Annotated in this window: 22 protein-coding genes; 20 read left to right on the top strand and 2 right to left on the bottom strand. The window is 39.7% G+C overall.

Annotated elements, in window-relative coordinates; genetic code table 11:
- Positions 1-162: 162 nt before the first annotated feature.
- From WKT11_RS18345 to WKT11_RS18265, 17 genes are all read left to right on the top strand, one after another.
- Positions 163-771: a hypothetical protein gene (locus WKT11_RS18345; RefSeq protein ID WP_117674932.1), complete on the top strand. Its 609-nt coding sequence runs from the start codon at positions 163-165 to the stop codon at positions 769-771.
- 460 nt (positions 772-1231) lie between these two features.
- Entirely contained in the window at positions 1232-1855 is a 624-nt protein-coding gene (locus tag WKT11_RS18340) for a DUF6088 family protein (protein WP_117674931.1), read from the top strand.
- Positions 1842-2768 carry a nucleotidyl transferase AbiEii/AbiGii toxin family protein gene (locus WKT11_RS18335; RefSeq protein ID WP_117674930.1) on the top strand — a complete coding sequence of 309 codons (927 nt, stop codon included), beginning with the start codon at positions 1842-1844 and terminating at the stop codon, positions 2766-2768. The genes WKT11_RS18340 and WKT11_RS18335 overlap by 14 nt, the downstream gene beginning before the upstream one ends.
- Positions 2769-3177: 409 nt before the next feature.
- Entirely contained in the window at positions 3178-3474 is a 297-nt protein-coding gene (locus WKT11_RS18330; RefSeq protein ID WP_117674929.1) for a hypothetical protein, read from the top strand.
- Positions 3475-3495: 21 nt separating this feature from the next.
- The gene (locus WKT11_RS18325) at positions 3496-4005 is read left to right on the top strand and encodes an RNA polymerase sigma factor (RefSeq protein WP_117674928.1); all 510 of its coding nucleotides are present in this window, start codon (positions 3496-3498) and stop codon (positions 4003-4005) included.
- A 1-nt stretch (position 4006) separates the two neighbouring features.
- The gene (locus tag WKT11_RS18320) at positions 4007-4660 is read left to right on the top strand and encodes a zf-HC2 domain-containing protein (RefSeq protein WP_117674927.1); all 654 of its coding nucleotides are present in this window, start codon (positions 4007-4009) and stop codon (positions 4658-4660) included.
- A gap of 188 nt (positions 4661-4848) precedes the next feature.
- Positions 4849-5703, top strand: coding sequence for a YitT family protein (locus tag WKT11_RS18315; protein WP_117674926.1), 855 nt, complete (start codon positions 4849-4851; stop codon positions 5701-5703).
- Between the two features lie 90 nt (positions 5704-5793).
- On the top strand, positions 5794-7107 hold the full coding sequence (locus tag WKT11_RS18310; protein ID WP_117674925.1) for a Na+/H+ antiporter NhaC family protein: 1314 nt from the start codon (positions 5794-5796) through the stop codon (positions 7105-7107).
- 153 nt (positions 7108-7260) lie between these two features.
- Entirely contained in the window at positions 7261-7902 is a 642-nt protein-coding gene (locus tag WKT11_RS18305) for a MerR family transcriptional regulator (RefSeq protein WP_118136117.1), read from the top strand.
- The gene (locus WKT11_RS18300; protein ID WP_008705112.1) at positions 7883-8194 is read left to right on the top strand and encodes a YbjQ family protein; all 312 of its coding nucleotides are present in this window, start codon (positions 7883-7885) and stop codon (positions 8192-8194) included. Before WKT11_RS18305 ends, WKT11_RS18300 begins: the two co-directional genes overlap by 20 nt.
- 369 nt (positions 8195-8563) lie before the next feature.
- Positions 8564-8806, top strand: coding sequence for a MerR family transcriptional regulator (locus WKT11_RS18295; RefSeq protein WP_117674923.1), 243 nt, complete (start codon positions 8564-8566; stop codon positions 8804-8806).
- Between the two features lie 58 nt (positions 8807-8864).
- Entirely contained in the window at positions 8865-9191 is a 327-nt protein-coding gene (locus WKT11_RS18290) for an LPS biosynthesis protein (RefSeq protein ID WP_117674922.1), read from the top strand.
- Positions 9192-9506: 315 nt separating this feature from the next.
- Positions 9507-10910, top strand: a complete 1404-nt coding sequence (locus WKT11_RS18285; protein WP_117674921.1) for a family 43 glycosylhydrolase — start codon at positions 9507-9509, stop codon at positions 10908-10910.
- Between the two features lie 74 nt (positions 10911-10984).
- On the top strand, positions 10985-12334 hold the full coding sequence (locus WKT11_RS18280) for an MFS transporter (protein WP_117674920.1): 1350 nt from the start codon (positions 10985-10987) through the stop codon (positions 12332-12334).
- 188 nt (positions 12335-12522) lie between these two features.
- Positions 12523-13443 (top strand): helix-turn-helix domain-containing protein, encoded by a 921-nt coding sequence (locus WKT11_RS18275; protein WP_117674919.1) that lies wholly within the window; start codon positions 12523-12525, stop codon positions 13441-13443.
- 110 nt (positions 13444-13553) lie between these two features.
- Positions 13554-15632, top strand: coding sequence for a beta-glucosidase (locus tag WKT11_RS18270; protein WP_117674918.1), 2079 nt, complete (start codon positions 13554-13556; stop codon positions 15630-15632).
- Between the two features lie 19 nt (positions 15633-15651).
- Complete coding sequence (locus WKT11_RS18265) at positions 15652-16074, top strand: SseB family protein (protein ID WP_117674917.1); 423 nt, start codon at positions 15652-15654, stop codon at positions 16072-16074.
- Positions 16075-16182: 108 nt separating this feature from the next.
- On the opposite strand, the gene WKT11_RS18260 is transcribed toward WKT11_RS18265, so the two are convergent.
- Positions 16183-17550: an MATE family efflux transporter gene (locus WKT11_RS18260; RefSeq protein WP_340285465.1), complete on the bottom strand. Its 1368-nt coding sequence runs from the start codon at positions 17548-17550 to the stop codon at positions 16183-16185.
- Between the two features lie 208 nt (positions 17551-17758).
- On the opposite strand from WKT11_RS18260, the gene WKT11_RS18255 reads away from it, so the two are divergent.
- Positions 17759-18217, top strand: coding sequence for a ferritin-like domain-containing protein (locus tag WKT11_RS18255; protein WP_019163044.1), 459 nt, complete (start codon positions 17759-17761; stop codon positions 18215-18217).
- A 13-nt stretch (positions 18218-18230) separates the two neighbouring features.
- Here WKT11_RS18255 and WKT11_RS18250 read toward each other — a convergent pair whose 3' ends face one another.
- Positions 18231-19475, bottom strand: coding sequence for an AraC family transcriptional regulator (locus WKT11_RS18250; protein WP_118516482.1), 1245 nt, complete (start codon positions 19473-19475; stop codon positions 18231-18233).
- A 231-nt stretch (positions 19476-19706) separates the two neighbouring features.
- Between WKT11_RS18250 and WKT11_RS18245 the strand changes: the two genes are divergently transcribed.
- Entirely contained in the window at positions 19707-20873 is a 1167-nt protein-coding gene (locus WKT11_RS18245; protein ID WP_118247486.1) for a glycoside hydrolase family 5 protein, read from the top strand.
- 80 nt (positions 20874-20953) lie between these two features.
- Positions 20954-22339: an MFS transporter gene (locus WKT11_RS18240; protein WP_118411092.1), complete on the top strand. Its 1386-nt coding sequence runs from the start codon at positions 20954-20956 to the stop codon at positions 22337-22339.
- The last annotated feature ends 63 nt before the right edge of the window (positions 22340-22402 follow it).

Raw genomic sequence — 22402 nt, 5'->3', positions numbered from 1 at the left:
ATACACTGCAGCCGATCCTTCGGAGGGGATATATGGAATCGGATAAATATGTCCCTCAGGACATTTTAAATACTACGGATTTCTGAGATGTAAAATTATAAGAAGCAGTGTAATAAGGAGGCAGCTTTACAATACGAATTTCTGAAAAACTTTCCAAAACGAATGAAAAATGTAGGCCTGTACGGTGTTCTTATCCAAAACAGTATTCAGAAGACATCCTGGAAACAGTTTGGCTTTCTGAAATTTGATGAACAGATGAATCTTATTTTTGCAGTAATGCTTTATATTATGGAGCAGTCTCTGCGGGAAGAGAACTGTACCATGGATGATATCGAAGCCCAGAGGGAATATCCGATTACATGGAAAGAGGTTTCCAGAAACTCAGGCGGAGAGGGATTTCTGTCTGCATTTGTAATCCTGTCCAGCCTTCTGTATTATATGAGACGGGATGATACGGACATTTTTGCAGATAAAAATGAGGGAAAGGTTCTGATCATGGACAATCCGTTTGCGCAGACCAATGCCTCCCATCTGCTGATCCCACTGATGGATATGGCAAAAAAGAGCAACACACAGCTTATCTGCCTTACCGGTCTGGGCGGAGAGTCCATCTATAATCGTTTTGACAATATATATGTGCTGAATCTGATCGCTGCAAGTCTGAGAGGCGGCACCCAGTACCTGAAAGCCGAATACAAAAGAGGAAAAGAACCAGATGAACTTGTCACTGCGAGAATTGAAGTGGGGGATCAGATGGAGCTGTTGTTTTAAGAAAAATTACAGCAATCATTCTGTGTATCATATTATTATCGTTGCAGGTTGTGATTGCGAGTACTGAAGATATAAGAAAGAATATTACGGTATCACATGAGTCGGTTTGTGTGATGCCGTATTTAACCGAATCAAGTAAGTCCCCTGTTTCAATTGCGAAAAGCAATAAGCAGTGGGTGGGGACTTGCTTGTATCAGGAGGAGTGCAAGCTCCTTCTGATAAACTGCGGAGCAGTTATTCGGTTATGAGCAAGTAGCGAAGCGGATTGCGAATATCCGCTTGACTTTGTTTAGAGCGTGTTTGAAAAAGAATGAAAGATTCTTTTATGTTTTATTCCGCTCTGGATATACTAACAATAGCTATTAAAATAACATTGACAGAGCTTAAGAATAAGAATAAAATATAATTAACAAAAATAACCTAATTGATTACAAATGTTTAGACAAAAGGAGAGATGGTTATGCTATATGAATTTTTGAAAAACAATTATAAGGAAGCAGAGCCTATATTCTTTTCTGATATAGTGATTAAGGGGATTACAAAATCTGCAGTAAACCAACAGTTAAAAAAGTTATGCAATGAAGGAAAACTGCAAAAATATGAGAACGGCATTTATTATTTGCCTAAGAAATCACGATTAAAAACAAATGTAGGCGTAAATGCAGATACGGTTGCCAGGTACAAATATGTTTCCAGAGGCGGGAAAGTAGATGGTTTTTATTCAGGTAATACATTTGCCAATCAGTTGGGAATTTCAACGCAGGTTCCCAATAAAGTTGAGATTGTCAGCAACAATATGGCTGCAAAAGTAAGAGAAGTTCCAATTGGAAAGAGAACATTCATTATAAGAAAACCAGTAGTTCCGGTAAATGAAGAAAATGTTTATGTGCTGCAGTTACTTGATTTATTAAAGAATCTGGATGTGTATCTGGATGAAAGCTATGATGTGGCTCATGATAAAGTATCTCAATTTGTGCGGATACATGGCATCACAAAAAAAGACGTGGATAGTTATATAAGAGAGTTTCCGATTGCGATATTTAAATATTATTATGAATTGAGGTTGGACGATGTATTTGCATAAAGATGATAAGGAATTGTTGAGGGATATTATTGTAACGGTATCAGAGCGAACGGGCATAGATGAAAGTATCGTGGAAAAAGATTACTATGTGACAATGATATTAAAAGAACTGGTACAGAGAAATCCTGATGTGGTGTTTAAGGGTGGAACATCCCTTTCCAAGGCTTATCATGTTATAGACCGTTTTTCAGAGGATATTGATATTACATTTGAAGAGCATTTGGGAGAAGCCAGAAGAAAGAAAATCAAATATCAGTTACTACAACCAATTAGCGAAGATTTAGATTTAGCAATTGATAATTGGAAGTTTATTGAAAGTGATAAGGACTATAATCACTATGATTTCTTATATGATTCAGTTTGCTCAGAAGATAAAAGAGGCCTGCGACCATATGTGAAGCTGGAGACAGCGTTGATGTCATATTCTTATCCAACAGAAGAAAGGGAAATTACAAGTATAATATTTGATTGTCTTGCAACAGAAGAATCAGAGATTTTGAGAGACTATGAGTTAAAACCATTTAAAATGAAGACACAGGCACTATCCAGAACAATTATAGATAAAATTTTTGCTGTATGTGATTATTATATGGTAGGAAGAGCAACGAGAAATTCCAGACATTTATATGACATCTTTAAGCTGAAAAATTATATTTCAATAGATGATGATTTCAAAAGGCTCTTTGCAGATATTAGAAAGCACAGATCAGGCATGGATATTAAAATAACCCCGTCTGCCAGGGAGGATGTTGATTTGCTGGCTGTAGCAGAAGAACTTATACGAGAAGATTTTTATGCTGATGATTATGCTGATTCAACTATGAAATTGATTTCTGACAATATTTCCTATGAAACGGTAAAGCTGAACTATATCGATTTGGTCAGAAATATATTACGAAATCCACTGATATAAAAACCATACTTGCTATAGATCAGGTGCTTGGAATATCATAAGAACTACATGAGTATAAACCTTTAATTTATGGAATTGCTATAAGTGCTTCGCAACTTAAAATGCGAATCGTTAGTTTGGGGAGATAAGAAATTTATCTCCCTGTTTTTCTAATGTACGTTCGGAATCTTTTTGTAATTGATTGTACACATCTATAACTTCTATACCTATATCGGGTAATTTATCAGAAATAGGTTACAAGCAAGTCCCCATCCACTGCGTATTGTTTTCTGCAACCTTCACAGGAGACTTACTTGCTTCGATTAAAAAATCAAAATATAAATTTTCCTGTAACGTTTCTTCTGTCTGTGACTTAGTTATATAGAAAGACATCAGATAAAATAATGATACAGCAGACAGGAGGATTATTATGAAACGATATTTAGGAATATTCATTCTGACAGTTGTGGTTGGTTTATCAGGTTGTGCATCCGATACAGACAGTGATACCCAGGTGAGCAGCCGTGCATATTCAATGCAGATGCAACAAAATCAGAACCGTGTTCAGACATTCAATGGAAGAAGACAGATCAGGTCGTCAGATGGATCTATGTGGACACCGCCGGCAGGGTCATATCAGGATAAAGATGGTTATATTCTGGATAAGGATGGCACCACGATCGGTCAGACAGGACCATTAAAAATCCCGAAAGATGCAGTAGGATAATAAAAAATATAAGGGGCAGGAATGGAGAAATCAGAAATCGAAACAATCTATAGGAAGTATTTCCATGATGTCTTTCTCTATATCCGGGCACTTTCCGAAAATGAAAGTCTGGCAGAGGAAATCACCCAGGAAACATTCCTGAAGGCAATGAATAATATTGAGAAATTTGACGGCCGGAAGGATATCCGCGCATGGTTATTTGTAATTGCGAAGAATACATATTTCCGCTATTGCAGACGAAACAAAATCTACGTGGGTGAAGAATTTTCAGAAATAATGCAGGATTCCATGCAGGATACATCCCCGGCAGTACTGGATCAGATCGTGCAGGATGAGACAGTTCGGAATCTCAAACGATATGCAGAACTGATACCGGAACCCTACAGGGAAGTATTTCATCTGCGGATATATGGTGAACTCTCCTTTGAGCAGATCGGAAAATGCTATCAGAAAAGTGCCGGGTGGGCAAGAGTAACCTACCACCGTGCACGCCAGATGATAAGAGCACAGATAAGTCAGGAGGAAAAGTAACATGGAAAAAATAAACTGCAACGTGATACAGGATATTCTGCCATTGTACATTGAAGATGCAGTAAGCGAAGATACAAAAGAACTTGTAGAAGAACATCTGCAAAACTGTGAAATCTGCCAGCGGGTATACCATGAGACAAAGGCAGACCTTGAAAATGATATGAAAATCTATGCGCAGACAAAAGAAAACAGCAATGAAGCAAATGACCTGAAGAATTTCAGAAAATTTTTAAAGAAAAAAAAGACAAAAACAATCCTGCTTTCCATAGCAGCAACCATAGTTTGCTTTTTGGCAGTGTTTACCTTTATGAATAAACATGTCACATATATCAACTACAAAGATGCCGGGATTACTATTGTTGAGGATAATAAAGATGAAGTAACATATAGAATGAATATAAAAGGAAATTATCGCTGGAAAACATCTTTGGACAGAGAAACAGGTGTAATGACTATCCATTTTGAACAGAGCTTGTGGGAAAAATATGTAAGCTGTATTTTTTATCCATATGATCAATTTCATGAGATTCTGAAGAAAGATGAGATAAAAGAAGTATATGTAGATAAGGATGGAACTACAACAACAATCTGGGAAGCACCGGAGGAAGAACAGAAGGCCTATTTATCTGAGAAACATACAGAACCGTTAGGATAAAATATTAGAACATTTTTCAAATATGTTCGAATATATGAAAGCGAATTTTATAGCAGTCCTATAGGTTATAAGGATTTACAAAGGGGGTGTCATGGAAGACAGCCTCTTTTTGTAATTGCCAATGGACATTCTCTTTCTATATGTTACAATAGAACAAGAATATGGAAAGAAAGACAGGAAATCTAACTATGAAAAAACAACTAAATTATGCAGATATCATAAAGGAAGCACTGATCCTGACAGGTGCGGTAGCGATCATTGCGGCAGCAGTTTATTTCTTTCTGGTGCCGAGCCATGCCTCTGTAAGCAGTATCTCCGGTCTTGGTATCGTGCTATCAAACTTTGTACCCTTACCACTGTCTGTGATCACCATGATTTTGAATGTGGTACTTCTGATCATTGGTTTCTTTACCTGCGGACGCGAATTTGGCGTAAAAACAGTTTACACCAGCATCGTTTTGCCCTTATTTCTCGGATTATTTGAGAAATTATTTCCGGATTTTGGCTCTATGACCAACAGTCAGGAACTGGATGTGCTGTGCTATATCCTGGTAGTCAGTGTAGGATTGAGCATTCTTTTTAACAGAAATGCATCCTCCGGCGGACTGGATATTGTGGCAAAGATCATGAACAAATATCTCCACATGGAACTGGGAAAAGCAATGTCTCTTTCCGGTATGTGTGTGGCTCTTTCCGCAGCGCTGGTATATGATAAAAAGACAGTGGTGCTGAGTATACTGGGAACATACTTTAATGGTATGGTTCTGGATCACTTTATCTTTGACCATAATATCAAGAGGCGTGTCTGCGTTATCACTCAGAAAGAGGAAGAACTGCGCAAGTTCATTATTGAAGATCTGCACAGCGGAGCAACAATCTATGAAGCAACAGGTGCCTATAATATGAAGAAACGCAATGAGATCATTACGATCGTAGACAAAACAGAATATCAGAAGCTGATGGCTTACATCAATCGTGAAGATCCAAAAGCCTTTGTGACAGTTTACAATGTATCGGATATGCGCTATCAGCCAAAGCTGTGATAAATACTATGGCAGGAAAACTGAGTGTATGATAAAATAGCAGAGTGATTATATAACCATAAAGAGATTATGGTAGAAAGAGGATAAAAGATGAAAAAAGGAAAAGGAATTGCCCTGCTTCCCATTGGTGTATTTCTTGTATTATACCTTGGACTGGGCATTTTGTTTGAGTATGTGATGGAAATCCCCATGGGATTTTATAATGTGCCTATTGTAGTAGCATTTCTGGCTGCGATCCTGGTTGCCTGTCTGCAGAACAGAGCACTGGATTTTGATAAGAAACTGGAGATCATGGCACAGGGAGTAGGGGATAAAAATATCATCACCATGCTTTTGATCTTCCTTGCAGCAGGTTCCTTTGTAGGGGTTGTGGGAAGAAGCAGTGCTGAGAGTGTTGCATATTGTATGCTGAGTCTGATACCTGCCAGATTTTCAGTTTCTGTGCTGTTTGTAGTTGCCTGTTTTGTGTCTGTGGCTATGGGAACCTCTGTGGGAACCATTACCCTTCTGACACCCATCGCAGCTGCAGTTTCCACAGCATCAGGATTTGATCTGGCATTTTGCGTGGCTTCTGTTATGGGCGGAGCCATGTTTGGAGACAATCTTTCTTTTATTTCAGATACGACGATTGCTGCATGTAATGGTCAGGGATGTGAGATGAAAGACAAATTCAGGGAGAACTTCTGGATCGCTCTTCCGGCAGCCGGCGCCACACTGATTTTAATCCTGATCCTGTCATTTCAGACAGAAATTCAGGGTCGTGTGCTCCAGCCCTATCATCTGACACAGGTAATACCGTATGTGCTGGTGTTGATCGGAGGAATTGTTGGAATCAATGTATTTGTGGTATTGCTGACAGGAATTGTATCCGGAGCATTTATCATGCTGATCGGAGGACATATCACACCTGTAGAGATCCTGAAAAATATGGGATCCGGTGTATCCGGAATGTTTGAGACCTGTATGGTGGCAATTCTGGTAGCAGCCATGTGTGCGCTGATCCGTGAATATGGTGGATTCGATGCGCTTCTTGGCTGGATACATAAAATTTTCCGCGGAAAGAAAGGCGGACAGCTTGGAATGGGACTTCTGGTAGGAACTATGGATATTGCTACTGCCAATAATACAGTGGCGATCGTCATGGCTAACCCTATCGCAAAGGAAATGGCAGAGGAGTATGGAATTACACCGAGAAAGACAGCTTCCCTACTGGACACTTTTTCCTGTGTTTTCCAGGGAGTGATTCCCTATGGTGCACAGATGCTGGTTGCAATCTCAGCAGTGAATGAACTGGGTGGTGAGATTTCTGCATTTCAGATCATGCCGAAATTATTTTATCCTATGTTATTGCTGCTCAGTTCTCTGATCACAATTATGAGGGGTTCAGACCGTACAGGAGCTTAAAAGATTCCCCCTGCCGGAAGCTATATTTTTTTCAATTTCTTTCAAAAAATACTTGACCTTCCTCCTTGTGGAAGCAGTATAAAGAAAGCACAGACAGGGCAGTAGAGTAGCGGATAGGCTGTATCTGCTGTCAGGAAAGCAAGAGGTAACAGAATGAAGATCAAACAGGTGGAAGAGCTGGTAGGCATCACCAGAAAGAATATCCGTTTTTATGAAGAGCAGGGTCTCCTGAATGTGGAGCGTGCAGAGAACGGATACCGGGAATATCATACGGCAGACATTGCCAGACTTCAGGAAATCAAATTATTCCGGAAGATGGATATTTCCATAGAAGAGATGAGAGCTCTTTTTGAAAAGAGGAAAAGCCTGCAGTTCTGTCTGGAACAGCACCTGAGAGAACTGGAACGCCGCAGGGAGGGCCTTGTGAAAATGCAGGAAATGTGTGAGCGCCTGATTACAGAGCATCAGTCCCTGGATACCTTAAATGCCGAGAACTGTCTGGAAGAAATCGAGCAGATGGAGAAAGAGGGTGCAAGGTTTATGGATATAAAGAAAACTGATATCCGTAAGAAAAGAAGGACAGGAGCGATCATTGGAGCAGTAGTCATGATCTTGCTTATGGGATTTGTGATAGGGCTTATGCTGTGGGCAAATACACAAGATCCCATACCGACCGGACTGCTGATATTCCTGATCGCCATACCGGTTGTGATCATCGGTGGAATCCTGGCAGCACTTGCAGGACGCATGAAAGAGATTGAAGGAGGAGAAGAGGATGAAGCTTCTAAGTATTGAATATATTCCGGGTGTAGAGTTTGAGGCACTGGGAATTGTAAAGGGAACAGTTGTACAGACAAAAAATGTAGGAAAAGATTTCATGGCAGGGATGAAGACTCTGGTAGGCGGAGAAATCACAGGATATACGGAAATGCTCAATGAGGCAAGACAGATTGCCACCAAGCGTATGGTAGATGAAGCCAAAGAGATGAATGCGGATGCTGTGATCGGTGTAAAATACGGCTCCTCCCAGGTAATGTCAGGGGCAGCAGAAGTTATTGCGTATGGTACTGCTGTTAAATACAAATAATAATCAGATAGATTTATGTGTTGCAGGAATGTCATTTTACACATTTAAGGCGTAAAGCAAACAGTAACAAGGAGCATAATCTGGCGCAGGTGGATGAGAGAATCCACTTGCGCTATTTTATTTTACAAGGTATATTTATCTTATAGCAATCCTCTAAAATAATGCATCTTAATCCAGCCCATCAGAGTGTGAAATCCTGCGTCAGATATCTTTGCCGTGCGTCAGCACGCCTGCAGATATCTTCCTTGTCTTTCGCACTCTGTTGAACTGTCTTAAATGCATTATTTACGAGGATTGCTATAGAAATATTTGTCTGTGTCTACAGCAGAGATGACGATTTATATGTAAAAAATAAAAAGGGGATAGAACATGTATTATACAGTTGGAGAAACAGCCTGCCGCCTGGGTGTTGCGGCATCTACACTTCGCTATTATGATAAAGAAGGACTTCTTCCCTTTGTGGAACGTTCCAGTGGGGGAATCCGTATGTTTAAAGAAAGCGATTTCGAATGGCTTTCCATCATTGAGTGTCTGAAAAAGGCAGATATTCCGGAAAAATTTCGAAATGTACGGGATAAGGCTAAAGGTGTTCAGTATATAGAAGAACAATAATAACCGTTGTGATAATGAAAGTAATCAATATTGTGTAGTCTGGAAGGAGCGTTACGGAATGAAGATAGAAGGAAATCAGAAAGAGCTAGATGCAATGGCAGAATTCCACAAGGGAAATAGAACAGAAGGTCTGAGGCTTCAGGAAGAATTTGCAGCGGAATTTCGTGAAGAATATAAGGATAAAGACCATTGTTCCTGTCAGAAAGCCTGCCGCTATCATGGAAATTGCAAAGAATGTGTGGCAATTCACAGAGCTCACCAGGAACATGTCCCTAATTGCATGCGTCCGCTGATCAATAAGAAATTGAAACTGCTGTCGGAACTGACAGAGCATACACTTGCAAATGAAATAGAAGCGCCACATGAGATTCTGAGAAAAAAATAAAAAATGACTTTTAGAGATAATCCAGTAAAGGGTTGTCTCTTTTTTTATTTTGATCAAAAGGGAAAATTTTTGTTTAAATTGCTATAAATATCAAAATGAAAATAGAAACTTAAAAATGTGTAATATATACAAAAATATAGTTGAAAAATTGTATATAAATTACAATATGCACATAAAACTGTCCTTTTTTGACAGTGAAAAAGGATAAAAATGACAGAACAGATTTAAGATTTCAGGATAGAATGAGATTGTAAAAAAGAACTGAGAACTGAAATCTCATAAAACGTATAAAAACTATCAGGAGGAGATAAGAGTATGAAAACACAGTGCCATAATCCGTATCTTCCGCTTTATGAGCACATCCCGGATGGCGAACCACATGTATTTGAAGACAGATTATATGTGTTTGGAAGTCATGATCTTGAGAATGGAAATGAATTCTGTGAACTTGATTATGTGGCATGGTCAGCACCAACTGATGATTTATCAGACTGGCGATATGAGGGTGTGATCTATCGCAAAGATCAGGATCCGTATAATACAGATTTTCTTCCTATGTATGCTCCGGATGTGGTAAGAGGACGAGACGGAAGATATTATCTGTACTATTGTGTGAAATTTCAGGATGCCATTCATGTGGCAGTGAGTGATGATCCGGCGGGAAAATATGAGTTTTACGGAAGAGTCCATTATAAGGATGGAAGAGTGATGTCCGATAACCAGACGTATGATCCATCTGTCATCTGCTCAGGAGAGGGAAATTTCCTATACTTTGGATTTGCACCATGCATGATCAATATTCCAAGGTATAAAGATCAGGATCTGCAAGGTGGCAGTGTTCTTCAATTAGAAGATGACATGCTGACTGTAAAAGAGGGACCAGTGGTAATTCTTCCAAGTCTGAAATATGGAAAAGGAACATCTTTTGAAGGAAACGAATACTTCGAGGGACCTTCCATTCGTAAGATAAATGGAAAATACTATCTGATTTATTCATCTGTCAATACGCATCAGCTTTGCTATGCAGTCAGCGATAAACCAATGGAAGGATTCACTTTTGGTGGAGTGATCATAAGCAATGGTGATGTGGGATACTGTGGACGAAAAGAAGAAGAAAAACTGATGTCAGTAGGCAATAATCATGGCGGTCTCGTAGAAGTCAATGGACAGTGGTACATTTTTTATCACAGACATACTTATTTAAATCAATATAATCGCCAGGGTTGCGCAGAGCGTATTTTCTTTGATAAAAATGGAAAAATTCCTCAGGTTACGATTACGACCAGCGGAATGAATCCTGAACCTTTATCGGGAAATGCATCTTATCCGGCAGTCTATTGCTGTAATCTGACAAATGGACATATGGGGGCGTTATCTTCATTGGGAAGAACCAATAAAGAAATTGATTTTCCATATATGACCTGCGAAGCCGGAGAGCGTTTTATCACAAATATAAAAGACAGAAACAGGATCGGATATAAATACATCAATCTGAAAGAAACAAAGAAAATTGAAGTGATATATCAGACGGATACAGATGGAGAACTGGAGATATATACGGAACTTGGAAAAGAATCGAAAGGTATCATAAAACTGGCTCCATCTACATGGTGGAAGGCAGCAGAAACAAATGTTTCATTTGAACATGACAGGGTTTTATATTTGGTATACAGAGGACAAGGTTCACTTTCTCTTATAACATTGAATCTTAAGAATTAATAAAATCTGTGAATGGATGAAATGTAGAAAAAATAGAGAACAATAAAAAACAAAATCAGACAAGGAGGAAGAAAATGAAAAACAAACGACCTACATGGAAAGAAATCATCGCATTTGCTGTAGGAGATGGCGGATGCAACCTGGTATGGACAACGATTGGTTCTTACCTGACACTGTATTATACAGACAGTGTAGGACTTGCAGCAGCGACAATCGGAACAATGATGCTTCTTACCCGACTGCTGGACGGAATTTCAGACCTTATTATGGGAAGTATTATTGACCGCACACACACAAGATGGGGAAAAGCAAGACCGTGGATCTTATGGACAGCATTTCCTATGGGCATTGGACTTGTGCTCATGTTCAGCATACCGAAAGGGCTGAGTGATGGAGGTAAATTAACGTATGCAGTTATTACATACATATTGATGGCAGTAGTTGTTTACACAGCATGTAATCTGGCATATAATACGTTACTTTCACTTGAGGCACCAAATCCCAAAGATCGTGTAACCATGAGTTCCATTCGTTTCTTTGTAACGATGTCAGTGGTACTTTTCATTAATTATAACTGCAACAATTTCGTTGCAAAATTTGGCTGGACAGGAATGGCTGTTATCTTTGGAGCCATCGCAATTATTTTGCTTTTGATTACATTTGCAGGTACACAGGAGCGTACAAATCTGGAGAAAAATACCGCTTCAGAAGCAAAAGAAAAAGTAAGTGTCGGGGAATCCTTCAAGTTACTTTTTAAGAATAAATATTTCTGGCTTCTAACGGTTGTATTTGTTGTAAATTATACAATTCTTGGCGTAAATAACGGACTTCGTATTTATTATGCGAGAGACGTACTTGGAAATGCCGGACTTATGGGAACTCTTACTTTATGCTTTATTCTCCCAAAACTGATCGGAAACCTGGTTTATCCATATATCAACAGAATGCTTGGAAAATGGAAAAGCATGATGGTTGGATACTGCATTGAACTTGCAGGTGTACTGATTATGGCATTCACCGAGACATCATTTACAACAGCAGTAGTAGGCCTGGTGTGCCTTGGAATCGGTGGTATTCCTCATAACGCAGGATTGTTTGCGATGGTAGCAGATGTTATTGACTACGGTGAGTGGAAAACAGGTGTACGTCTGGATGGAATGACAAACTCAGTTACGTCCTTCGGTATGAAAGTAGGTGCAGGTATTGGTTCCGCAATCGTAGGATGGGGACTTGCATGGGCTGCATATGACGGAAAACTGGCTGCTCAGACAGTAGCTACTGTTTCTGGAATCAAGACGGTATTTACCATGATTCCGGCAATCCTGATTGTAGTAGGAATTGTGGCATTATTCTTCTGTAACCTTGATAAAATCTATCCGCAGATTGCAAAAGGACTGGAAGAAAGAAGAGCAAAAGAAAATTAAATAAGAAGTCAAAAAACTCCCATAACCGGGAGTTTTTTGCTGTTCTTTTGCGTTACTGTGTATAGAGTGAGCAGTAACTCTCTTTTACTGTACAAAGTCGGAGAATGTCAGCTATAATAAGGATAATAATTAAGATAAAAAGATGGTTCAGAATAAAAGGATGAAGGTAAGTGGGGTAAAATAAAGACATGGCATTTTCAATTTATGAGTCGATCAGCAATAATCAGACCATTCCGGTAAATGTATTTGTTGTTTCTATTCAGGGCAGTACATTCCATTGGCATAATGAATATGAACTGGTCGGGGTTTTAAAAGGAAGTATTGTTCTCAAAGCAGGATCAGAAGAAATAAATTTAAAGTGTGGGGATATTTTTCTGATCAATCCGAATGTGATCCATTCAATCAGAGAATGTGAGAATGAACCAAATTTGTGTATGTTTGTGCAGATGAGCCGGGAATTATTTGCACTGGAAGAACAGGAAAACATAGAAACCAGATTCTATCTGGATAGCACAAATGATGAAATACCGGAGTGTGGTTTTGCATATTTCTTTAAGAAAATGGCAGAACTTGTATATGAATCTATGAGTGAAAATAAACATAAACAGCTTAGAGTCCGGGCACAGGTATGTACATTGATCGCGGATTTATTTGATTATGTTGTATATGATGTGCGGTTTGGTGACCTGGCAACACGAAATGATCAGGAACTTACAGTAGCTATTATAGAATTTCTGGAACAGCATCTGGAGGAAGAAAATATTACAGAACTAACCTGCAAAAAGTTTGGCCTTAGCCGCAAATCTCTGGACCGAAATCTGAAGATGACGTTGGGCTCGACGGGAAAAGAAATGATTGAAAATCTCCGGGTGGAAAAGGCAAAGAATTTACTGAAAAATACAAATAAAAACATGAATTATATTCTGGATGCCTGCGGATTTGGTTCAGAAAAAACATTTTATCGGGTGTTCAGAGAGGAAACAGGAGTGACACCTAATGTATTTCGGCAAAAAGGGCAGGTCGATCACTATGATCAGGCGCTTAAAGGCTATCTAGATTATGAAACTACAGAGGTGAAGAAACTTTTAAAGGCAATCCTTGGGAAATAATGAAGATATTACTGTTTATTCTGCTCCCGACAACGTGCTATACGTTGGTGGTGAACAACAAAAAGTATAAACATGGAAAGATAAGCAGGAAAGGATGATTGTGAATAAATATGATATCTGATTGGAAGGATTATCGTTTATCTTACACAAAAAAGGCAGAAGAACTTTTAAGAGGGCTGACTCTGGAAGAAAAAATTTCCCTGATGAGTGGTTCTCAGACCAGAGAAGAGGTAAGAGGAGCGATTCAGAAAAAAATAAAAATGCATTATAATGAAATCCCTTATCGTGCAGGTGGAATAAAAGAAAAAGGAATTCCGCCTATGTATTTTGCAGATGGAACAAGAGGAGTTGTCTGTGGCAGAGAAAAATCGACCTGTTTTCCGGTAGCTGCTATGAGAGGCGCAACTTTTAATACGAAACTGGAAGAACAGGTTGGAGAGGCAATCGCTGAAGAAGCGATAGAAGCAGGAGCAAATCTTTTTGGAGGTGTATGTGTAAATCTGCCGTATCATCCAGGCTGGGGAAGAGCGCAGGAAGTATACGGGGAGGATACCTTCCTTCTTGGTGAAATGGGGGCTGCACTGATAAAAGGAGTACAGAAAAAAGGTGTGATTGTCTGTGTGAAACATTTTGCTTTTAACTCCATGGAAAATTCGAGATTTAAGGTATCTGTAAAGTGTAGTAAAAGAACTGAACAGGAAGTTTTTCTGCCACATTTCAGACGTTGTGTGGAAGCTGGTGCGGGAGCTTTTATGAGTGCTTATAACAGTTACCAGGGAGAGCTATGTGGTCAGCAAGATTACCTGTTAAATCATGTTTTGAAAGATAAGTGGGACTTTGACGGGTTTGTTCTCAGTGATTTTGTATGGGGAATCAAGGACACTGTAGCATCTGTTAATGGTGGTCTGGATATGGAAATGCCAATTACTCATTATTATGGACAAAATTTGCTGAAAGCGGTAAAAGCCGGGAAAGTAAGTGAAGATACGATTAACCGGTCTTCCCTTAGAATCCTGCGCACATTGCTAGCACATCAGTCTGAAATTGACAGGAATCATGGGAAAACAGATTATAAAAAACACCAGGAACTTGCCTTACAGTGTGCGCGGGAAGGAATCACACTTTTAAGAAACAAGGATCATGTTTTACCAATTGACTGTACAGATAAACGAAAGAAAATAGTAGTCCTTGGATATCTGGCAGATTGTGAAAATATAGGTGACAGAGGTTCCAGCCAGGTATACGCGCCGTATATTATTACTTTGTTGCAGGGACTTACACAATATGGTGCAAATGCGGAAATCGTCTATTACGGAGGAGAAAGTCTGAATCATTGTAAAAGGCTGGCAAAGGAGGCGGACGCAGTTCTGATCGTGGCCGGAAATGACTATATGGATGAAGGAGAATGCATTGCAAAAGAAGCAGATGATGTTTCAACAGACAGAGCCGGAGGTGACCGAACAGAGACTATCGGGCTGAAACAAAAGGAACTTTCTATCATAGAGAGTATCAGTGAACTGCGTCAGGATGCGATCGTAATACTGGTAGGTGGAAGTACAATTATGGTCGATTCATGGAAAGAAAAGACAGGTGCGATTTTACTGCTGTATTATCCGGGAATGGAGGGCGGAACAGCTCTTGCAGAGACGATTTTCGGAAAAAATAATCCGAGTGGAAAGTTGCCATTTACAATACCTGAAAAGGAATCAGACTTGCCGGAAATGAACTGGGATACAGATGAAATATGGTATGATTATTACCATGGATATACGTTGTTAAATAAAATGCACAGGACACCGACTTATCCATTTGGCTGTGGTCTGTCATATACAGAATTTGAGCTTCAAAACGGACGGGGATGGGCTGATTCAGAGAATTTTTATGGAGAGATTACGGTTACTAATATTGGAAAAAGAGAAGGGGCAGAAGTGATACAGATGTATATAGGAACTCTGAACTCTGTAGTAGAAAGACCGGAATATACATTACAGGCATTTCAGAAAATATTCCTGAAACCAGGAGAAACACAGAAAGTTACACTGTCATGTAAAATAAGTGCTCTGGATTATTATGATGAAGAAACGAATAAATTTGTTCATGAAAATACAGATTATGTGATATACTTGGGAAATAGCAGTGACAGGAATACATTAAAGAAATATAAAGCTATTTATCGTTGCTATAAATAAACATGAAAGGTGTACCATTATGGATAAAAATACAAATCAAGACAAAGGCCTTCAGGGAAATGAGAAAATAGAGCAGGCGATTGAGGCTTTGCAGCAGGAGGCAACACAGGAATTACTGGCTCATGCTTTGACGGTAATACGCAGACGAATGAAAGAAGACGGTCAGTTTATTCTTGCGGTAGAACCACCAACAGGAGATAATCAGCTTAGAATTGGTACAGTAAAAACTGGTGATAATAAAGTATGGTGGGCAGCTTTTACCAGCTTTGAAGAAGAACTGAAAGGTGGCGGAAGTGTACAGTCTACATTCCTGACAGATATCAGCCAGTTTTTCAATTCTGCATTACAAGTAAATGAGATTGAAGGAATCATCCTCAATCCATGGAATCGCACAATCATGTTGGATAAAAACCTGATTAATATTATTTTGGGGAACGTATGAGAATTGCATTAATTTCTGGAAGTGCTATAGGAAAAAGAAATCCTCGATTTTGTCATGTGAAAATGATGAGAAAATCGAGGATTTTTTGCTTAAGATCAACAATAAGTACTATTTAGACGTTTCCATTCTTTTCAGTTCAGGCAGTATCGTAATCAGCATAGTGATAAAGCATAAGGAGCCACCGATCACATTAGATACCGGTTCAGCCATAAACACGCCATCTGTGCCCATGTGTAATCCATAGGGCAGGAAATAGGTCAGTGGAACCACAATAAATACTTTACGAAGCAGGGAGAAAAAAATCGCCTGCTTTTTTTTATTTAATGATTTAAATACTGTCTGACCAATATACTGCAGATCCATAAAAATAAAGGCTGCAAAGTAAAGTTTCAGTGCAGGAACTGCGTCCTTCAATAGCAGTTTGTCAGAGCTGAAGATTCCAATGAGAAATTCAGGCGCAATAAGAATAAGGCTCCACACAATTCCCGTATAAACCAGAACCATAATGATCAGAACTACACTTGCCTTTTTTACCCTGTCAGGTCGTCTGGCTCCGTAATTATAGCTGAGGACAGGAGAGGTTCCCTCATTGATCGCATGGATAGGCGTCTCCACCATCTGGCGAACACTGGATATAATAGTCATGACAGAAATATAAATATCACCGCCTGTCACTGAGAGAACATTATTGCAGCAGATACTTACCAGACTGTTGGTTAGCTGCATGATAAATCCGGCAGACCCCAGGCTGATGATATCCCTGGCATGTCTGGTGCACTCAGAAATCTCATTTATATGAAGCCATCTTACCTTTAATTCTGATTTCCCATGAAGAAAATAAAATACAAGCAAGGCGGAGAGAATCTGAGAGATCACAGTAGCAATGGCTGCACCCTTAATCCCCATATCCAGAACAAAAATAAAAACCGGATCAAGAATAATATTTGCCACTGCACCGACTGCCACTGACAGCATACCGATAATGGCATAGCCCTGTGCATTAATAAATGGGTTCATTCCTGTTGCAATCATGGAAGGAAGAGTACCCAGAAGGTAGATCATCAGATATGGATACGCATAAACCAGAGCATCATCCGAAGCACCAAACAGAGTTAGTAAGGGTCTGGCAAAAAGAAATCCGACCAGCATCAGCACAGCAGCACTTCCGCATAACATTGTGAATGCGGTATTCATGATCATATCAGCAGTTCTGGAATCTCCTTTCCCACGGTTGATGGAGAAAATCGGGGAACCTCCCGAGCCAAAGAGATTGCTGAAAGCTGTGATGATCATGATGATCGGAAAGCATAAGCCCACAGCACCCAGTGCTGTTGTACCCACATCCTGGATTCTGGCAATATAGATACGGTCTACAATATTGTATAAAAGATTCAATATCTGAGCCACCAGCATGGGAATGGCGGCATTCAGAATATTACCGGTTACAGTTCCTTTTTCAAAATCGATACGTTTCATTGCAAATTCCCTCACATAATCTATAGCAGTCTGCTATAAAAATTTCAGATATAAGTATATCACAAAGTAAATAAAAAGCTATCCTGATGTTATAGTATTTCGGTTATGAGCAAGTAGCGAAGCGGATTGCGAATAAAAAAGCATTTTTCATCCATACTATTTTCATGTAACAAAATACAGTATTTCTTAAAAAAGGAGACAACAGACTATGATTTTAAAAGAAAAGGAACGTTCAGTAATCGAAGATCTTCAGACACAAGAGAAAAGCTGTGTGGAAAAGTATGGAAAATACGCAGAACAGGCCAGGGACCCGGAGCTTAAAAATCTTTTCCGGAATATCCAGCAGGAAGAACAGAAGCATTATGAGTCTTTGTCAATGATTCTTTCAGGTAGTGTGCCTGAATGTAACTGTAATGACAGATCAGGCAAAGACTATCAGCCAAAAGCAGTCTATACAGCCATGAGTTCACCGGAAGATAAACAACACGATGCGTTTCTTGCAACAGACTGTATTGGTACAGAGAAGCTGGTGTCAGGAACATACAATGATGATGTATTTGCCTTTGGCGATAGTGGTGTACGCAAGCTGTTGGCTGATATACAGATTGAGGAGCAGAATCATGCGGAGATGCTGTATAAGTATAAAACAGTGAATGGAATGGCATAACAGCGAAAAGCATTCATTTATTAAAGTTCTGCCCGTATTTTTCCCGATACTGCCGCAGAGTCATTCCTGTATATTTTTTAAACACTTTTCCCAGATGACTCTGAGAGGAAAATCCCAGATAAGTGGCGATTTCAATATAAGAATAGGGGGAATAAGCCAGAAGATTCCTGGTAAGCTTTACCTTTTCCTGTAAAATGAAGTCCGTAAGAGTAATGTTTTCACATTGCCTGAATAGTTCAGAAAGATAATTCGCATTCAGATGCAGATACTCTGCAATATTCTGGATGCGGATTTTTTCGTGTAAATGTTTAAAAATGTAATCTTTGGACTGTTCCACCCAGATATTTTTGGAGGCAATATCAGAAGAAACTTTTTTTTGCTGACGGATTTCGGCAACTGCTTTGATATACTCCATCTGAAACTGGCGGGCCAGATTCACGGTTACTACAGGATCCGTCATTTCTTCTATTTTCTGTATAAAAATATCGCTCATAGAGAAAGCTATTTCCGGCAGCAGACCGCCGCGGATCGCAGCGCGGCTGGCAAGAGTCATGAGAACAATTGACAGATTCTTGCTATTTCTCAATGCGTCTTTGGAAAGAGTTCCAAGTTTTCCTATATAATCTTCGCTGATACTTTTGCGGTACATTTCCATATCTCCGTTCTCAATACTTAAGGATTCGCGGATTTCCTGGTCATAGGGATTATGCGGCTCGTCCATTTCCTGGCGCTCGAAAACAAGTGCAGAATAATTACACATAATATCATAGTCTTCTGCCTTTTTCACGCAATTAGAAGAAATGAGATCATCCCGGATAAGAGGAGATTCACTGAACAGATTATGGGCCAGAAGCACATTGGAGCAGAAATAATAAAAATTGTAGCAGAAGACAGGAGTAAGATCTTTCTGTGCCAGGAAAGGCAGGTTTATATGTAAATTCGTCTGTATAAAGGACGAAAACACTACAGGTCCAATGAGCAGATATTTCTTTCCTGCAGCAATGTATGCGTAAAAAATCTGCTGGTCAGCAGTTCCGGCAGAGAAGATAAGAGGATTGTTGGCAAGATTGAAAGTATCTTCTGCATTTAAAATAGAATCCGTAAAAACAGAAAATGGCAGATATTCATCGCTTATATCTTTACGTGCACAGACAACTTCCGGCTTTGTCTGTGAAGATAAAGTGTCTGTCCAGTTTTTTATAATTGTATGTAATTCATAGGAAATATGCTGCATGAGATAATCTATATTAAAATTCATGGCGGATTCCTCCTGTTATTAACGAAAGCGATATAAAAGGGAACATATATAAGTATTTATATCATAACATATTTGCCGTGAAAAGTGATAAAAAACTGAGAATTATAATATAAAATTCGCATTTTCACAGATAAAATAATGATTGAAAAATAAAGAGCGCGCGAAAGTAAATTGATATCGGAAAGACGTTTCCGGATATGTAAAATTTATACCAATATCAGGGAGGAAAACATGAAAGTAAAAGGAGTCAATCTTGGAAACTGGCTGGTACTTGAAAAATGGATGAGTCCGTCTTTGTTTGAGGGCACAACAGCAGAAGATGAATACTATCTGCCCACACAGCTCTCCAAAGAAGTCTACGAAGCAAGAATCAAGATCCATCGTTCTGAGTACATTACAGAAAGAGACTTCACAAGAATTAAATCCATGGGAATGGATGCAGTAAGAATCCCGGTTCCATATTTCATTTTCGGTGACAGAGAACCATTCATTGGATGTATTGAAGAATTGGACAAAGCATTTAACTGGGCTGAGAAATACGGTCTGCAGATTCTGATCGATCTTCATACAGCACCGGACAGCCAGAATGGATTTGACAATGGTGGAATCAGCGGTGTATGCAAGTGGTCACAGGAGCCGGACGAAGTGGAATTCGAACTTACAGTACTGGAAAGACTGGCAGAGAGATACGGAACAAGAAAAGGATTGTGGGGAATTGAAATCCTGAACGAGCCAATACTGGAAGATATGTGGGAATCCATGAAGGTTACAGAGCGCTATCCTGCAGTTGATCCTGAGAAAGCCAAAGGAACAAAACCAAATACAATGGAATTCATCCGTGGTTTTTATCTGGAAGCATACGAAAGAATTCGCAGACATATGCCGGAAGACAAATATGTGGTATTCCATGATGCATTCTGTTTAAAAGCATGGAAAGATTTTATGCGTGAAGATAAGTACAAGAACGTAGTTCTGGATACTCACCAGTATCTGATGGTTGCAGAAATGAAGGGCTGTGAGCAGACTGTAGAAGAGTATGTGAAATATGTAAAAGAGCTGAAAAAAGACATCGCAGAAATGCAGGAATACTTCCCGGTAATCTGCGGCGAGTGGTGCCTGTTTAACTCTCTTGCAGTTGGATGCGATACAAAGGGCGGACAGACAGTTCTCAACGGTGTAGAAGGCATGGCACAGGAAACAGTAAGTGCTGAGAAAAAGAAGAAAATCTACAACGCAGTTGCTGAGGCACAGCTTGACGCATGGAACGCAGGAAGCGGATATTTCTACTGGAGTTACAAGCTTCTTACAGATACAGTAAACACACCTGGCTGGGTAGGCTGGGACAGCTGGGATTTCGGCAGATGTGTGGACTTCGGATGGTTTCCGATTGAGAAATAAGAACAGATTTATTGAAAAGTAAAGAGCACCTGTTGTGATGAGAATGAAAAAATTACAACAGCATACAGGGAGAAAAGATTATGAAGAACGTAAACATGAATCCGGATGCTAAGCTGTCTTTCCTTGAGAGATTTGCTTATGGTATCGGCGACTATGCAGGAAACCTGGTGTACTCTGCAATCAGTGCATTCCTGCTGGTATATTACACAAACGTAATTGGTGCAAGTGCAGCGGCAGCAGCATCTATCATTGCAATTTCCAAATTCCTGGATGGAATTTCTGACCTTGCAATGGGTTACATCGTAGACCATACACACAGTAAATGGGGAAAAGCCCGCCCATGGATCGCAAGATTATGTATTCCGCTGGCAGTATGTACAGTTTTAATGTTCAGCGTACCGTCTGCATTTGCAGGAAAAGTGCAGATCGCATATATGTTCCTTACATATAACCTTGTTTCCACAATCTTCTATACAGGTATTAACGTTCCATATGCAACTATGCAGGGACTGATGACAATGAACCAGTATGAAAGAGGACTTCTCGGAAACTTCCGTAACCTTCTGGCTACAGCCGGAACTATGACAATCAACACAGTTGTTCTGAAAATGACAGGCTTCTTCGGTGGCGGAGATGCTTACACTCAGAAGGGCTGGACAATGACTTTTGTAGTACTGATGATCGTATTTATCGTACTGAATATGTTCATGTTCTTTGTATGCCAGGAACGTGTACATGAAGAAAGCGCAGAAGGCGGCCAAAATCAGGTTTCCTTTATAAAAGGTCTGGAAGGTCTTTTCAAAAATAAATACTGGCTGTTAATGGTAGTAAGTCTGTTCGCTATGTACTTTATGATGTCCTGCTTCTTTGGTTCAGCAGTATACTTCACAATGTACAATATGGGAAATGACGGATACTATGCAATGGTATCCAACCTTCTGTCAATTGCACAGATCGTAACTCTGTTCATCACACCATTCCTGATGAAGAAGATCAGTAAACGTTACCTGTTTATGGGGGGAATGGCAGTTGCAACTGTAGGTTTCGTACTGTCAGGACTGACAACTTCCTACTCTCTGATCTGCCTTTCTTCCGTTATCAAAGGTATTGGATTCGGATGCGGCGGAGCAACTATGTTTGGATGCCTTCAGGATGCGATCACATATGGTGAATGGTATAATGGATACGGCACAGCAGGTATGGGAAATGCAGCTTCTTCCTTCTGTATGAAAGTTGGTTCCGGTGTGGGAACAGCAGCACTTGGCTGGATCCTTGCAGCAGGTGGATTTGACGCACAGCTTAAGGTTCAGAGCGCGTCTGCACTGTCCTCTATTTCAATCGCATTCGCATGGGTACCGGTGATCACATGTGTAATCTGTGTAATCTGCATGGCATTCTTCAATGTAGATAAATACTATGCAAAAGTAGTGGAAGATCTGTCTCAGGGTAAACACAGAGGCGAATAATAGTAGCAGGATAACAAATAAATTGCATCATTTCTATAGCAATCCTCTCAAATGTATTGTTTA

The sequence above is a fragment of the Blautia sp. HCN-1074 genome (assembly GCF_037890165.1).
Classification (GTDB): domain Bacteria; phylum Bacillota; class Clostridia; order Lachnospirales; family Lachnospiraceae; genus Blautia_A.
The sequence above is the reverse complement of the archived record's forward strand: the minus strand, read 5'-3'. Positions and strand labels throughout refer to the sequence as shown.